This window comes from Paenibacillus sp. FSL H7-0326, from assembly GCF_001955535.1.
GTDB classification, from domain to species: Bacteria; Bacillota; Bacilli; order Paenibacillales; family Paenibacillaceae; genus Paenibacillus; species Paenibacillus shunpengii.
Genome location: NZ_MPVN01000001.1, coordinates 1,243,495 through 1,258,946, shown reverse-complemented (window position 1 = coordinate 1,258,946; position 15,452 = coordinate 1,243,495). Strand labels below are relative to the sequence as shown.

The 15,452-nt window shown below is 46.4% G+C and carries 13 protein-coding genes; 8 read left to right on the top strand and 5 right to left on the bottom strand.

Translation table 11 applies throughout. The annotated features are described in order from the left end of the window. Window positions 1–353: 353 nt before the first annotated feature. Window positions 354–1,544: a MalY/PatB family protein gene (locus BK126_RS06055; protein WP_076311738.1), complete on the bottom strand. Its 1,191-nt coding sequence runs from the start codon at window positions 1,542–1,544 to the stop codon at window positions 354–356. A gap of 127 nt (window positions 1,545–1,671) precedes the next feature. Between BK126_RS06055 and BK126_RS06050 the strand changes: the two genes are divergently transcribed. From BK126_RS06050 to BK126_RS06035, 4 genes are all read left to right on the top strand, one after another. Continuing rightward, on the top strand, window positions 1,672–2,745 hold the full coding sequence (locus tag BK126_RS06050) for an undecaprenyldiphospho-muramoylpentapeptide beta-N-acetylglucosaminyltransferase (protein WP_076311737.1): 1,074 nt from the start codon (window positions 1,672–1,674) through the stop codon (window positions 2,743–2,745). Between the two features lie 86 nt (window positions 2,746–2,831). Beyond that, on the top strand, window positions 2,832–3,317 hold the full coding sequence (locus BK126_RS06045) for a DinB family protein (protein ID WP_177178645.1): 486 nt from the start codon (window positions 2,832–2,834) through the stop codon (window positions 3,315–3,317). Window positions 3,318–3,355: 38 nt separating this feature from the next. Next, window positions 3,356–3,658, top strand: a complete 303-nt coding sequence (locus BK126_RS06040) for an antibiotic biosynthesis monooxygenase family protein (RefSeq protein WP_076311735.1) — start codon at window positions 3,356–3,358, stop codon at window positions 3,656–3,658. Window positions 3,659–3,713: 55 nt separating this feature from the next. After that, entirely contained in the window at window positions 3,714–4,166 is a 453-nt protein-coding gene (locus BK126_RS06035; protein WP_076312564.1) for a GNAT family N-acetyltransferase, read from the top strand. A 104-nt stretch (window positions 4,167–4,270) separates the two neighbouring features. Here BK126_RS06035 and BK126_RS06030 read toward each other — a convergent pair whose 3' ends face one another. Beyond that, complete coding sequence (locus BK126_RS06030) at window positions 4,271–4,816, bottom strand: cysteine hydrolase family protein (protein WP_076311734.1); 546 nt, start codon at window positions 4,814–4,816, stop codon at window positions 4,271–4,273. Between the two features lie 114 nt (window positions 4,817–4,930). Further along, complete coding sequence (locus tag BK126_RS06025; RefSeq protein ID WP_076311733.1) at window positions 4,931–6,016, bottom strand: Gfo/Idh/MocA family protein; 1,086 nt, start codon at window positions 6,014–6,016, stop codon at window positions 4,931–4,933. A gap of 327 nt (window positions 6,017–6,343) precedes the next feature. Between BK126_RS06025 and BK126_RS06020 the strand changes: the two genes are divergently transcribed. The 4 genes from BK126_RS06020 to BK126_RS06005 all read left to right on the top strand — a co-directional run bounded on the left by BK126_RS06020 (window position 6,344) and on the right by BK126_RS06005 (window position 13,321). Further along, window positions 6,344–8,065 (top strand): ABC transporter ATP-binding protein, encoded by a 1,722-nt coding sequence (locus BK126_RS06020; RefSeq protein WP_076311732.1) that lies wholly within the window; start codon window positions 6,344–6,346, stop codon window positions 8,063–8,065. 431 nt (window positions 8,066–8,496) lie between these two features. After that, window positions 8,497–11,409 carry a 2-oxoglutarate dehydrogenase E1 component gene (locus tag BK126_RS06015; RefSeq protein ID WP_076311731.1) on the top strand — a complete coding sequence of 971 codons (2,913 nt, stop codon included), beginning with the start codon at window positions 8,497–8,499 and terminating at the stop codon, window positions 11,407–11,409. A 6-nt stretch (window positions 11,410–11,415) separates the two neighbouring features. Further along, window positions 11,416–12,684 carry a 2-oxoglutarate dehydrogenase complex dihydrolipoyllysine-residue succinyltransferase gene (gene odhB / locus BK126_RS06010; protein WP_076311730.1) on the top strand — a complete coding sequence of 423 codons (1,269 nt, stop codon included), beginning with the start codon at window positions 11,416–11,418 and terminating at the stop codon, window positions 12,682–12,684. A 109-nt stretch (window positions 12,685–12,793) separates the two neighbouring features. Further along, the gene (locus BK126_RS06005) at window positions 12,794–13,321 is read left to right on the top strand and encodes a YfiT family bacillithiol transferase (protein WP_076311729.1); all 528 of its coding nucleotides are present in this window, start codon (window positions 12,794–12,796) and stop codon (window positions 13,319–13,321) included. A 172-nt stretch (window positions 13,322–13,493) separates the two neighbouring features. On the opposite strand, the gene BK126_RS06000 is transcribed toward BK126_RS06005, so the two are convergent. Both BK126_RS06000 and BK126_RS05995 read right to left on the bottom strand, forming a co-directional pair. Further along, on the bottom strand, window positions 13,494–14,423 hold the full coding sequence (locus BK126_RS06000) for an alpha/beta hydrolase (RefSeq protein WP_076311728.1): 930 nt from the start codon (window positions 14,421–14,423) through the stop codon (window positions 13,494–13,496). 45 nt (window positions 14,424–14,468) lie between these two features. Next, window positions 14,469–15,440: a type I phosphomannose isomerase catalytic subunit gene (locus tag BK126_RS05995; RefSeq protein WP_076311727.1), complete on the bottom strand. Its 972-nt coding sequence runs from the start codon at window positions 15,438–15,440 to the stop codon at window positions 14,469–14,471. Window positions 15,441–15,452 lie beyond the last annotated feature (12 nt).

Here is a 15,452-nt window from a genome sequence, read left to right as displayed (position 1 = left end):
ACATTGTCAATATTTTGTTTTAAACAAACTTAATGTAAATATTTGCGGAAGTGCATAAAAAGAGCGTAATATTCTACTACTTGATGGCATTGGGGTGTTTTTCAGAGGAAATACGGCTGCAAAAAAGTGATATAAGAGCAAAATTGTGTTCTTGCAGAATCAATTTCATAACTCACAAATTAGGAAAATAGGTTCGATATATGCTTGTTTAAAATAAATGGTTGCATGATGTGCTCTTATAACGACTATAATCTCTTCGCAGATCATAGGGGGTAGCGAGAGGGATGTATAAAAAAAGAGAGCGCCCGATGACCTGTGTCGGTCATGACGCTCTCTGCCGCTTGACTGGCTGATTATCGATTAAGCATGGCCTGGTGCAGCTGCTGCATGGCCTCTTCCAGCATGCTTCGAGGACAAGCCACATTCATTCGCATAAAGCCTTCGCCTTCCTTGCCGAAGTCTGTTCCACTGCTAAACACGAGTCCCGCCTTGGTCACGAGGAAATCAAACAGCTCCTTGTGCTCCATTCCCAGGCTGCGGAAATCAATCCATAGCAAATACGTAGCTTCAGGCATGGAAACCTGGCATTCTGGAATGTTAGTCTTGAAGAAGTTGATCACGTACTCGAGGTTACCATGAATATATTCAAGTGTGCTCTCAAGCCAGGGCTCGCCTTCCCGGTAAGCTGCTTCCGTAGCGGCGATTCCAAAGATATTCATGGAGCCCATCGAGCGCTTATCAACCATATTCTTAAATTTCAAACGCAGCTCTTTGTTGGCGATTACGACACTGGACGTATGCAGACCTGCGATATTAAACGTCTTGCTGGCAGCAGTGCAGATGATGGAGTGCATCTTGGCTTCTTCAGATAAGACAGCATAAGGAATGTGCTTCCGTGAATCAAATACAAGATCAGAATGAATCTCATCCGAGATCACGATCATATCGTGCTTCACAGCAATTTCCATCACGGCATTTAATTCTTCACGACTCCATACTCGGCCTACAGGGTTATGCGGGCTGCATAGAACGATCAGCTTCACTCCATCCTGTGAGGCAATTTGGTCTAGGTGTGTAAGATCCATTCTATACTCACCCTGCTCGTAAATCAGCGGATTCTCTACCAGCTCTCTGCCATGTGTTTTGGCAAGTTTATGGAAAGGACCGTATACTGGAGGTTGGATAATAATTTTGTCACCTGGTTCAGTAAAGGCTTCAATCGCTATATTCAATGCAGGGACAATACCTGGTGTATATACGAGCCATTCCGGCTCGATTTTCCAGCCATGTCGCTTGTCCATCCAGGCAGCGATAGATTCATTGAATGATGGAGCAGGCATAGCATATCCCAGTATGCCATGATCTACGATATCACGAAGCGCCTTGAGCACGGGCTCAGGTGCTGTAAAGTCCATATCGGCAACCCATAGCGGGATGGCATCGGGTGCGCTGAACAGAGACTGAAGTCCGTTCCATTTAACAGAGCTTGAATTCTTACGATCAATTCTTTGGTCGAGCGGATGGTTCGTATCCTTGTTTTGCATGCTGTTGTACCTGCTTTCTCCAAAACGGTTTGATTGTATATGTAACGATAAAAGGATATGGGTGTCCAGTTGTGAATATTATCTAATAAACAGCGGGCTAACGCAATGTGACAGGAGAGTTGTGTTCATGAAGTCTAAAAAAATTGTATTTACCGGCGGGGGCTCTACGGGGCATGTCACGGTTAATTTGGCGTTGATTCCGTATTACCAGGAGCAAGGCTACAGTGTTCATTATATTGGTTCAAGACAAGGGATTGAAGCTGAATTGATCGGCAGGATGGAAGGTGTGAAATACAAGGGAATCGCAACAGGGAAGCTTCGCCGATACTTCAGTGTCGAAAATGCAAAAGATTCCCTGCGTGTGCTCAAGGGTGTAAGAGAAGCCTATCAATATTTGAAGAAAATCAAGCCAGGTGTTGTGTTCTCCAAAGGGGGATTCGTATCCGTACCCGTGGTGCTTGCTGCGAGGATACTGCGTATTCCTATTGTTATACACGAATCCGATCTTACTCCGGGGCTTGCTAACCGCATTGCACTTCCCTGGGCAGATTATGTATGCACGACCTTTCAGGAAGCAGCAGCGCAGCTTAGGAGACCAAATGTGGTTCATGTAGGGGCAATGATAAGGCAGGAGCTGAGAGATGGCAATCGTCAGCGTGGCAGAAGCCGGCTCGGTTTCTCTGATGATAAACCCGTACTGCTCTTTATGGGAGGGAGCTTGGGCGCCAAGAACTTGAATGATGCCCTGTATCAAATTATTCCGGACTTAATTTCTGATTATCAAATTATTCATATTTGCGGTAAAGGACAGCAGACGGGGGCTCCAGTCACTGATGGATATCACGTGTTTGAATATGTGCAGGAGGAACTGCCTGATCTGATGGCCGCAGCGGATTTGGTCATTTCGAGAGCCGGTTCGAATTCTATCTTCGAATTTCTGGCGCTTCATAAGCCGATGCTGCTGATCCCTCTTTCGGATAAAGTCAGCCGCGGAGATCAGATCATTAACGCCCGGTCGTTTGAGGCTTCTGGTTATGCCCGTGTCTTACTTGCTGAGGATCTGACGGCATCCAGTTTGCTGCATGCCATCCATGATCTTGATCGGAACCAAGAGAAATACATTCAGAATATGCGTACTTATCGTACATCTGATGCGATGACGAATATCATTAAGGTGATTCAGCAGGCAGAAGTAAAATAAAAGCAGGAACCCCGCACTTTTTGACGAATATCCACTCTTACAAGATTGATTAATGACTGAATTCTCTAGAAGAGGGGATGAAAGCCGTGAATAGAGTGCAGAAAAATTCGTTGATCGCTTCATTTCATGAATGGCATGATTGGATTCGCAGATGGAGCATGCAGCAGAATGCACCTTGGGATGAGCCAATTGCAGAAGGCAAGTGGACCGCTCGTGAGATGGTGTGCCATATGATGAGATGGGACCGTTATTTTTGGGAGGGCGCCATATCTATCATCGCGTCGGGGGAGAAGGAACAGGTTCAGATTCAGCATCTGGATTATGATCTGTTTAATGAAGCTGCGCGTGAGTATGCCCGTAAGATATCAATAGAAGAGCTCATGCAGGAAACGTTGAAATATAGAGAACTGATTATTAGAAATTTATATGAGCTTGTGGATGAAGATTGGTCTTACTCATATAAAGGGCTGGATGGTAACCCCTTTACATTACAGAGCTATGTAGAGGATTTTATCTGGCACGACAGGCATCATATGAAGCAGCTTGAAGCGATGCAGCAGCTTGAGGCGTAACAAGGACTAGGTTACATTCATCGGAGGGATACAAAATTATGATTCTAGAAAGTGCAATGTTATACATCAAAGCAGGATTAGAGAGCCATTTTGAACAGGATTTTGCCAAAGCATCCGCTATTATTTCCAGCATGTCGGGTTATCTCGGGCATGAATTGTATAAATGTATGGAGTCGGATCATCAGTACTTGTTACATGTCAGATGGGAGACGCTGGAGGATCATACGATCGGATTCAGAGAGTCGGCTGAATATGGAGAGTGGAAGCAGCTGCTCCATCATTATTACGAGCCGTTTCCAGTGGTTGAGCATTTTCAGAGAGTTAATCTGAACCAAGTATAATATGGAAGATGGCGGCTCACATCAAGGGGGAACCGTTTTGAAGAGCAACTTGGATATAAATATTCGTGAACTGCAACATAACGAGTCGATGCCGTATTCCATGCTGCTATTAGCCGATCCTTCACGCACTATGGTGGATGAATATATTGACCGCGGCAAATTATACTTTGCTGTGATCGATCAGGAGATCGTTGGTGTAATGGTTCTGCTGGATACCAGACCGGGTACGATCGAGATTGTGAATATTGCTGTTGCAGAAGACTGGCAGGGCCGGGGCATTGGCACAGCTTTGATTCAACATGCGATATTTGAAGGCAGGCAGCAAGGGACAGGCACGCTTGAGATCGGAACTGGAAATTCGAGTCTTACACAATTAGGTCTTTACCAGCGAATGGGTTTTCGAATGACTGGTATTGACAGGGATTACTTCACTAGGCATTATGAGGAGAAGATTGTTGAGAACGGCATTCCTTGTGTGGATATGATTCGGCTGGCGATGGAGCTGTAGTCAGTTTTTTTATCCATTAGATACTAATATTGAATAGCCGATAACGAAAAAAGAGTCATCCCTTCAGCTGGGATGACTCTTTTTTGTTTGTATATTAATGTGGATTAATTGAATCCTTTGGCAAGGATGTCTTCTGTCTTCATTAATTGAACAAAACGTCCACCGAGCATTTGATTATGGTGCTTGATGATATCTGCGGCAGGCAATACTTTGCTGTCGAATGTACTGTGTGCATCGGAGATCAGCACATTATGATGATATCCTAGACTGTATGCGCCACGTGACGTGGTATCTAGACAGAATTCAGTCTGCATTCCACAAATAACGAGCTTTTGAATATTCAGCTCTTGCAGCTTGGCTAGCAGCTCTGTTTGATAGAAGGCGTCCCAGCTGGATTTTCTGACCACACTTTCATTCGGCTGGGGGGCAATGCTTGGATGAATGTGCCAGGTTGGTTTGCCTTCGCTAAATTCGTCATCTGATGTACTCGTATGTTGTATATAGATGACAGGCAATCCGTCTTCACGAGCTTTTTGAAGGAGGCGCTGGATATTGCTCAGCACTTCTTTTCCATTATGTAAGGGTAGTTCGGGATCAGCAAACATGGCATTCTGGACATCAACGATCATTAAGGCTGTGGATGAAGTCATTATTAGGTCGCTCCTTTGTTGTCAATAAATCATCATTTAATTAGAATATAACAAAGTGAAGGACTTGGGAAGAAAAAAAGCCTCCTTCTCTAAATGAGAACAAGGCTTCGTGAATTAAAAATCCGGAATGACGATCTCGACTTCTTTTTTGGCAGCGGAAGAACGCAGCACCCCGTCAATAATCGCCTGATTGTATAGGATTTGCTCGCCAGGAATAGGCGCAGGCAGTCGTTTCTGGATCGCCTCGGCGTAATCAAACACTTTGGCATGGAACAGGTTGATCTGGTGATGCTGTATTGGTATCGGGCTCTCTGTATGATGGCCGGCGATATCGTGATACAAGGTCATGCTGCCGACACGTCCTTCCCAGCCTCCACTCCAGGGACCGCTTCCGGCGGGTGTCACTTTAAGCCCGGCGTCTGTCCCGAGAAACATCGTAGGGCCTAGAGTGTCCATATGCATAGCCCAGGAAATTTTGTAGCTGAGCAGAATATCGCCTTCAAGTCTAACCATGGCTGCACCAAAATCCTCAACGTTAAAGATGTGGGACTCTGGATGATATTTGGGGTTCGTGCCAAAATAATTGGAGGTGTAAGCAGACACGGTCAGCGGCTTAGGGTACCCGAGTGCATGAAGGACCATATCAAGCGAATAGCAGCCAATATCGGCCATGGCTCCTGCTCCGGCCAGATCCTTTCGTATGAAGGTACCGCCCGGCATCCCGCGTCTTCTGCCGCCGCCTGCTTCTGCATAATACACTTTACCGAGCTGACCGTCCTGTATCAGGCTGCGAATCGCTTGCATATTAGGGTCATAACGAGGCTGGAACCCGACGGACAGCATTTTCCCCGTACACTGTGCGGTCTCCACCATTTCAATACCTTGGTCTAATGTAACAGACATGGGCTTCTCTACCATGACATGCTTACCCGCATTCAATGCGTCAATGGTAATGCTGTGATGCGAAAAATTAGGTGTACATATGCTGACTCCGTCAAGATCCAGCTCGAGCAGATGCTGATGATCGTCGAAAGCCTTCGCTGTCGGAAGGTTCGTTTGTTCAATAAACAGCGCGGCTTTTCCGGGGATAATATCTGCTACGGCTACTACTTCAACATAATCAAGTTGTTTATAGGCCTCGGCGTGGGCTCTGGCAATTCCGCCGCTGCCAATAATGCCTATTTTAATTATACGATTCAAGCATCATTCCTCCTTTATGCTCCTTACCACCACGAAGCGAATTGAAACCTAATCTGAACGTATACGATAAAAAAACATGCTAATCAGCTGCTGGTGTTCAATTGCAGTGAATAACGGATGTCAATAAATTGTTGTTATTATTCTCCGCTTACCTATCCAAAATATGCAGGCAGATTCTTAGCCGTATGGAGATGTGTCATATTTTTCTTTAATGAAGTGAAAAGCTATAGTAAAATTTGTAATATTCGAGTCAACTAAGGCGTGTCTTAAAACTCTTTTATGTGAGTATTAAGACACACCTAATAAATACTGAAAAGAGTGATGGTTTTGCTCCGCAGATTTTTCTCCTACTACAGGCCGTACCGGCTTCTATTTACTATTGATTTTATGTGCGCAGTTATCGCTGGACTAATGGAGCTCGGATTTCCTCTCGCGGTCAATTATGTAGTGGACGAGCTGCTCCCTTCAGGTAATTTTGAGAGCATTATCGTTGCCTGCACCGGCTTGCTTGCAGTCTATGTTATTACTGCGTTTCTTCATTTTATAGTGACCTATTGGGGCCACATGCTCGGTATCAATATCGAGACGGATATGAGAAGCCGGATGTTTGACCATCTCCAGAAGCTTGGCTTTCGGTTCTTCGACAACAACAAGACAGGGCATCTTATGTCACGCATCACCAATGATTTGATGGATATCGGCGAGATGGCGCATCATGGCCCAGAGGATTTATTTATCGCGGTCATGACTTTAATCGGTGCATTTCTGCTCATGCTCGGGATCAACTGGAAGCTTGCAGTACTTACCTTCATTATTGTACCAATCGTCATATGGCTGGCCCTGTACTTCAATACCAAGATGACCAAGGCCTTCCGCAAGCTTTACGGTAACATTGCTAACTTCAATTCCCGTGTAGAGAATACAATTGGCGGAATTCGTGTTGTACAAGCATTTGCTAACGAGGGCTTTGAGAAGAAGCGCTTTGAGCAGGATAATCGTGAGTTCAGGCTGACCAAGCTGTTCAGCTACAAGATTATGGCCCAGAATATTACGATCAGCTACATGCTGACCAGAAGCATCAACTTATTTGTGCTGATCTGCGGAACATGGTTTATTTTACAAGGGGAGCTGACCTACGGACAGTTTGCTGCCTTCTTATTGCTGACCAATGTGTTCTTCCGTCCAATCGACAAGATTAATGCGATTATTGAGAGCTATCCAAAAGGCATTGCCGGATTCCAGAGATACATCGAACTGCTGGACACAGAGCCGGATGTTAAGGACAGTAAGGATGCCAGGGAAGCACCGGATTTTGAAGGCAATATCCATTATGAGAAAGTCTCGTTCGGTTACGACGACGGCTCCAAAGTGCTCAATAAGATCAATCTTAGCATTAAAGCAGGAGAGACCGTAGCTTTTGTGGGTCCTTCGGGCGCTGGCAAGACGACAATCTGCAGTCTGCTTCCGAGATTCTATGAGGCTACAGAAGGAAGGATCACTATTGATGGTGTGGATACGTCCAAGATCACGCTGGCCTCCCTTCGCAAACAGATAGGCATCGTCCAACAGGATGTGTTTCTATTTGCTGGTACGGTGCGGGAGAATATCGCCTATGGCAAGCTTGATGCAAGTGATGAAGAGATATGGACAGCAGCAAGACTCGCACAGCTTGCTCCAACGATTGAAGCGATGCCGGAAGGAATGGAGACTGTGATCGGGGAAAGAGGCGTTAAATTATCGGGAGGGCAGAAGCAGCGGATTGCCATCGCACGAATGTTCTTGAAAAATCCGAAGATCCTAATTCTCGACGAAGCGACCTCAGCGCTGGATACAGAAACAGAAGCGGCGATCCAGCAGTCCCTTGCTGAGCTGTCACAAGGTAGAACCACACTCGTTATTGCCCATCGACTGGCTACGATCAAAAATGCAGATCGCATTATCGTGGTTACGCCGAATGGAATTGAAGAGGAAGGAAGTCACGAGGAGCTGGTATCGAGAAGCGGAGTATACAGCCGCCTGCATACGGCACAATTCAGGGAGCTTAGCTGAGTATAAAAACTTTTTAAGTTAGTTAAGATGGAAGAGAAGACAAATTTTACAAAATAAAGCCCACATTTCAAAACAAATTTGTTTCTTAAATGAAAGGGCTTTATTTTTTTGTCATCCTCATGACATTTTGATAGAATCAATATTTGCTGGTACAGCAGGGGTTTGAAGTGATTCATCTAAAAAATGCATTGATTACCTTTAAAATTGGAAATGCTCTCAGGAGCAATAGTTTATAGAATAAGGGTAGAATCTTACAGCTTAGAAGCATTATTCACAAAATCCTCCAGCTCGGAGGAAACTCTGGAGAAAACAGCGATAGATGTTTTCTTCGAGAAATTGATTTATAATTAGAGATTGAGTTTAATTTTATGAAATTAAGAATGATTTTCCGTCCTGGCACAAACCAAATATTTTGACGGAGGGAACGTTAAATGGCTAACGAAGATGGCAATATGCAAAGCCCATGGAAAACATACTACGGACCAAACTTCGGTTACGTACAACAACAGTTTGAGATTTATAGTGCTGACCCAGAGGCAGTTGATGCTGAATTCCGCACGCTTTTTAAAGAATGGGGACCGCCTCCGATGGATATTGGCCCCGAGAACAATCAAGGACTTGCTTCATCAGTTACAGGGAGTAATGCAAGTTCGGGAGTTGCAGATCTACAGCTGTTACAGAAAGCGGTTACAGCGGGCAAGCTAGTTCAAAATATCCGAAGATTCGGACATTTGGCTGCTGATATTGATCCGCTCCAGCTGGATGTCAAGACAGAAGAGAGCCTGCTCACACCATCCAAACTGGGGCTTAGCGAGCAAGATCTACGAGCTATTCCTGCCTCAATCATTTGGGAGAATGCAGATTCACAGACCATGACTGGATTAGACGCAATCCAGCGATTGCGTGATATATATACAGGGCCGCTGGCTTACGAGTTTAATCATATTCAAGATGAAGAAGAACGCAACTGGCTGTATCAGAGCATTGAGTCAGGTTCATCGGCTGTTCAGCTGACCGCAGATGAGCGGAAGTCACTCCTGGCCAGACTTGTGGAAGTGGAACAGTTCGAACAGTTCCTTCACAAAAATTTTGTGGGGCAGAAGTGGTTCTCCATTGAAGGGAACGATGTGCTCGTTCCGATGCTCGATAAAATTATTGAGATCATGGCCGAAGCAGGATCCAGCCATATTCTGATGGGGATGGCCCATCGTGGACGCCTGAATGTGCTTGCGCACGTACTCGGCAAACCATATGGCAAGATCTTCTCGAAATTCCACCAGACGAACAATAAAGATCTTGTTCCGTCTGAGAGCTCATCTGGCGTTAATTACGGATGGACGGGAGACGTGAAGTACCATCTGGGTGCAACGCGCTATGTGAAAAAAGGCGAGGTCGTTCAAGCTAAGATTACGATGGCAAATAACCCGAGTCATCTTGAATATGTGAACCCAGTGGTTCAAGGCTTTGCACGAGCAGCTCAGGATGACCGAGGACAGGCAGGATATCCGAAGCAGGACGTTACTAAAGCAGCAACGATTCTAATGCATGGAGATGCTGCATTCCCAGGAGAAGGGATCGTTGCTGAATCGCTGAACTTGAAATCTCTGAAGGGATATCAAAATGGCGGTACGATTCATATTATCGTAAACAATCGGATCGGCTTCACAACGAACAGTGAGGCATCTCGGTCAACGATGTACTCCAGTGACTTGGCCAAAGGATATGAAATCCCAATCATTCATGTGAACGCGGATAACCCTGATGCGTGTATGGCAGCGATCCGCCTTGCGAGTGAATATCGTAACAAATTCAACAAAGATTTCCTGATCGACTTGATCGGATATCGCCGTTATGGACATAACGAGACCGATGATCCGGAAACAACCCAACCACTCGTGTACAGTAAAGTGAAGAATCATCCAACCGTATGTGAATTGTATGCGGATGTTCTGGTTCAGTCTGGAGCTGGTGAGAAGGATCTGCTTACGAATCTGAGAAATGCGGCTCAGAATCAGCTCAAGCAGGCTTATGATGAAGTGAAGCAAGGAACGGTAAGCCATGAGGAAGTGCATGACAAGGTTGATGCCGGCAGCACTGAACTGCAAAGACCGGAACGGCTGACAAATGCGCAAACGGCAGTTCCGATTGAGAAGCTGCGCGAGATTAACGCTGAGCTGCTCAAGTGGCCGGAAGGCTTCAAGGTATATCCTAAGCTGCAGCGTATTCTGCAGCGACGCCAGAATGCTCTGAACGAAGGTGAAAAAGTAGATTGGAGCTTGGCGGAAACACTCGCTTTTGCTACAATTCTGGCTGACGGTAAACCGATTCGGATGTCGGGGCAGGATTCCCAGCGGGCTACATTTGCTCATCGCAACCTGGTGCTGCATGATTCCGAGACGGGAGATTCCTACAATGTACTTCATCGTTTGCCGCAAGCCAAGGCTTCTTTTGCCCTATATAACAGCCCTCTGTCAGAGGAATCTGTAGTAGGCTTTGAGTACGGCTACAACGTTTATGCACCAGAGACACTGGTAATATGGGAAGCTCAATTCGGTGATTTTGCCAACTGTGCTCAAGTATTGTTCGACCAATTCGTATCTTCTGGACGTTCAAAATGGTCCCAGAACTCGAGCCTGGTGATGCTCTTGCCTCACGCAAGTGAAGGCCAGGGACCTGAGCATACGAGCGCAAGACTAGAGCGCTTCCTGCAAATGTGTGCAGATGATAACTGGATTGTTGCCAATCTGTCCAGCAGCGCGCAGTACTTCCATCTGCTTCGCCGTCAGGCTGCACTAACGGAGACAGATGATGCGAGACCGCTCGTGCTGATGTCACCGAAGAGTCTGATTCGTAACCCGCGTGTAGCTTCTCCAGCTAAAGAGTTTAGCGAAGGCAGCTTCCAAACAGTGCTCGAAGAGCCTATTCTTGGAGCAGCTCCTGATAAGGTGGAGCGTATCCTTCTTTGCAGCGGCAAGATCGCGATCGATCTTGAAGAGGCAATTGATAAGGAAAAAGGTGAAGATTGGTCCTGGCTGCACATCTTGCGTGTGGAACAATTGTATCCTTTCCCTGAACAAGAAATTCGTCGCTTCCTCGCCAGATTCCGTAATGTGAAGGAAATCGTCTGGGCACAGGAAGAACCTAAGAATATGGGAGCATGGACATATATGGAGCCAAGACTTCGTGAGCTATTACCTGCAGGTGTTAAGCTTGATTATGCAGGACGGCCTGAGCGTTCTAGTCCGGCGACTGGCTTCCAACATGTACATGTCGCAGAGCAACAGCAAATTTTGTCCAAAGTATTGAAGCAAAGTTCAAAGAAAAATATTCCACTGGGGAGGTAGCTTGCTGTGAGCGAAATTAAAGTACCGGCTATGGGAGAATCCATCACGGAGGGAACAATATCCAGATGGATCGTTAAAGAAGGGGATACCGTCAATCAAGGAGATGTACTGCTTGAGGTCGAGACGGATAAGGTCAACATTGAGATCAGTGCGGAAGAGAGCGGAGTCATTACAAGCATCCTTCATCAAGAAGGGGATACGGTTCAGATTGGTGAGACGATTGCACAGTTAGAAGCAGGAGCAGGAGCCAAAGAATCAGCAGCGGCTTCTGCACCACCAGCACCGGTACCTGCGCCACAAGCTTCAGAAGCAGCGCCGGTCTCGGCACCTGTGAAGAATGAGTCCGCTCCCAAAGCAGAGGATGAAGGCGCCAATGGCTATACAGCCACGCCATCTGCTCGTAAATTAGCGCGTGAACGCGGAATCGATCTTGACCAAGTACAAACGCGGGATCCGATCGGACGCATCCATTCTGATGACGTAAAATCTCATGGGTCTGTACCTGCTGCTCCTGCAGCAGCTCCAAGCAAGCCTGCTAGTGCACCTGCCCCAGCAGCAGAAGCAAACCCTGGGAAACCGGTTGAACGCTCCAAGATGTCTCGTCGACGTGCGACCATCGCTAAACGCTTGGTTGCAGCTCAACAGACGGCGGCGATGCTTACAACTTTTAACGAAGTTGATATGACAGCTATCCTGGATGTTCGTAAACGGCGTAAAGACAAATTCAAAGAAAAGCATGATGTCGGACTTGGCTTTATGTCTTTCTTTACCAAAGCGGTTGTAGGAGCACTTAAACAATTCCCGCTTGTTAATGCTGAGATCGACGGGGACGACATTGTCGTGAAGAAGTTCTATGATATCGGTATTGCGGTATCGGCGAAGGAAGGGCTTGTCGTACCGGTGGTACGCGATGCAGATCGCCTCAGCTTTGCTGAAATTGAACGGAATATCGGAGAGCTGGCTTCCAAAGCACGTAGTAACTCGTTGTCTCTCAATGAGCTGCAAGGCGGAACATTTACAATTACGAATGGTGGAATCTTCGGATCATTGCTCTCTACACCGATATTGAACTCACCGCAGGTTGGTATACTCGGTATGCACAAAATTCAGGTACGCCCTGTAGCGATTGATGATGAGCGTATGGAGAACAGACCTATGATGTATATCGCGCTGTCTTATGATCATCGAATCATTGATGGAAGTGATGCAGTTCGATTCTTGGTTACTGTAAAAGAATTGCTTGAAGACCCGGAATCTCTTCTGCTAGAAGGATAAAGCGAAGGTTCTCTAGAATAAATAAGGACAGGCCGCATCGTTTGCTGCGCCTGTCTTTTTTATACTGTGAAGTAATTAAATGAGAAATATTTCAAGGGGGAGATTGGAAATGAAAAATGATCTGAGGTATCCGATTGGCTTGGAAGTTGAAGATCCCACTACTGAAGAGAACCGTAGGATTTGGATAGACAACATCAAGAGGCTGCCAGCGAGACTGCAGGATGCAATATCAGGACTATCGGAGGAACAGCTCGCTACGCCTTATCGGCCTGAAGGCTGGACAGTGCATCAAGTCGTTCATCATGTTGCAGACAGTCATATGAACAGTTTTATTCGTTTCAAACTTGCGCTTACCGAGAATGAACCCGCTATCAAACCCTATGAAGAGTCTTTGTGGGCAGAGACAACAGATGTATCCAATGTGCATATTAACGCTTCCTTGTCGATTCTAGAAGGCCTGCATTCGCGTTGGACCGCTCTGCTGGAGTCCATGAGTGCTGAACAATATGATCGCACCTTTTATCATCCTGGATTACAGAAGACGCTGACTCTGGGAGAATGTGTGAGACTGTACTCCTGGCATAGTCTGCATCATACGGCACACATCACTTCTCTGCGTGAACGTATGAACTGGTAAAGAAGAATAGCCCTTCTGCTCAATGCAACGATTGGACGGCATTGGCAGAAAGGCTTTTTTGATACTAAGAATACGATCTGAGGCTTTCTTTTTAATAGATGAATCAGATTGTCTGTTGTGGCATCACGTCAGATGGGCTGTTTACCCCAATCCAAAGATACAGAAGCTAGCGTCACTGCTGCACATGCTGCTCCAGCCAATCTACGAGATGCAGCTCGACTTCCTTACGGTTCACTTCGTGCAGCATCTCGTGTCTTCCATCAGGATAGAGCCGATATTGCAGATCGGTAAATTGCAGTTCTCGATAATTCTCAACCAGACTCATGACCCCTTTACCATACATGCCCACCGGATCCCGCTCACCCGAGAAGATATACACAGGCTTATCCTTGGGGATCTTGCTCATATGCTTAGGCAGATGAATCTCCATTAACAGATCGAAGAAGCACCGGAAAAAACGAGTGGTGCATATAGCCCCGCACATTGGATCCTCAACAAATTTTCTAACTTCCTCTTTATCATTGGATAACCAGTCAAAGGGAGTGGCTGCAGGACGAAAGGCGCGGTTATATCCACCAAAAATAATTGCGTTCAAGAGAAGACTGCGATGCTCTTGACCCTGTAAGCCGGCTTGCAGAGCAGCCAGCCGTTGACCAAATTTGAGAAGGCCGCGTTTGCCATTCGTTCCAGACAGGATGTAGCCATCAAACAGATCAGGATATGCATACATCAGCTTCTGAGTAATAAAGGACCCCATACTGTGTCCTAACAGAAATAGCGGCAATTCAGGCTGTTCTTTGCGTATATATTCACCAAGCTCAGCAACATCCTTTACCATCCAGTTGAACACATCCGGACCGCCGTCGCCCAGCATGCCTTGTGCCATGCCTGTTATACCGTGACCCCGATGATCATTACCGTAGACGATATATCCATGGTCCGTCAATGTACTGGCCAGCTCTTCGTAACGCTTCGCTGTTTCACACATACCGTGAGCAATTTGTACGATCCCTTTGACCGGTATATGACCCTCCGGAGTCCAGCGATATACATAGATATTGACTTCGTCACTATCCAGCATCTGAAACGTGGATTCCTGCATGACCAAGTAGCCCTCCTTGATGTCTGGCTTGTTCCAAGCCATTATTTACGGAAGATAAGAACGCAGCACCGTTGCTTCACCAGATAACTGGTAGCTTCCCAGGCTGGAAGGAATCAAGTAACACTGACCCGCTGTAAGGGCAAGGCTTGCTCCGCCATTCCATGCAAGACTGCCTGTTCCGTCACATACGACGAGTATAGTAAAGCTGTCTTCGGTCGTATTTAGATCCCATGTGCCGGAGACAATGCCTTTTTCCACTACGAAATAAGGACATGAAGCTAGAGTAAGCCACTCTCCTGGAACGGCATGATTCGTCTTCATGGATGTTGCCCCTGTGGATTCAAACTTCGTTACATTCAGTGAATCTTCAATATGTAGTTCCCGAGGCTTTCCGTCAAGTCCTGGTCGATTGTAATCAAATATGCGGTAAGTGGTGTCTGAATTCTGCTGAATTTCGGCGACGACGACTCCAGCGCATAGGGCATGGACTGTACCTGCTGGTATAAAGAAGGAATCGCCCGCCTCGACGGATATTTCCTGGAGTGTATCCATTACTGTTCCGTTATTCAGGGCAGAACGGAGCTGATCGTAGGTTACTTGTTCTTTGAGCCCGTATATGATCTTGGCACCGGGCTTGGCATCAAGTACATACCACATTTCGGTCTTTCCAAGCTCTCCCTTTGGAAGTCCTTCATAATCATCAGTCGGATGCACCTGGACCGACAGATCATCATTACAGTCGAGCAGTTTAATGAGCAGCGGGAATCGGCCGCCTTTTTCAGAAACGCCTTTTGTGCCTAGCCATGATTTACCGTATTGCTCTCGAATCTCGTCAAGTCCTGTGCCAGCGAGCTCGCCATTCATGACTTTGGTTGTTCCATTTGGATGGTCGGCGATCATCCAGCCTTCGCCAATATGACCCTCGGGAAGAGATAAACCGAATTGCTCTAAAGCGCGTCCTCCCCAGACTCTCTCTTTAAATTCAGGTTCAAATTGCAATGGGTATGGTGCTGTCATACTGTCCTCTCC

Bases quoted from the DNA above. Each gene is read 5' to 3' on its own strand.
- BK126_RS06055 (WP_076311738.1), bottom strand. From the start codon at position 1,544: ATGCAAAACAAGGATACGAACCATCCGCTCGACCAAAGAATTGATCGT.
- BK126_RS06005 (WP_076311729.1), top strand. From the start codon at position 12,794: ATGAAAAATGATCTGAGGTATCCGATTGGCTTGGAAGTTGAAGATCCC.
- BK126_RS06050 (WP_076311737.1), top strand. From the start codon at position 1,672: ATGAAGTCTAAAAAAATTGTATTTACCGGCGGGGGCTCTACGGGGCAT.
- BK126_RS06030 (WP_076311734.1), bottom strand. From the start codon at position 4,816: ATGACTTCATCCACAGCCTTAATGATCGTTGATGTCCAGAATGCCATG.
- BK126_RS06000 (WP_076311728.1), bottom strand. From the start codon at position 14,423: ATGCAGGAATCCACGTTTCAGATGCTGGATAGTGACGAAGTCAATATC.
- BK126_RS06015 (WP_076311731.1), top strand. From the start codon at position 8,497: ATGGCTAACGAAGATGGCAATATGCAAAGCCCATGGAAAACATACTAC.
- BK126_RS06040 (WP_076311735.1), top strand. From the start codon at position 3,356: ATGATTCTAGAAAGTGCAATGTTATACATCAAAGCAGGATTAGAGAGC.
- BK126_RS05995 (WP_076311727.1), bottom strand. From the start codon at position 15,440: ATGACAGCACCATACCCATTGCAATTTGAACCTGAATTTAAAGAGAGA.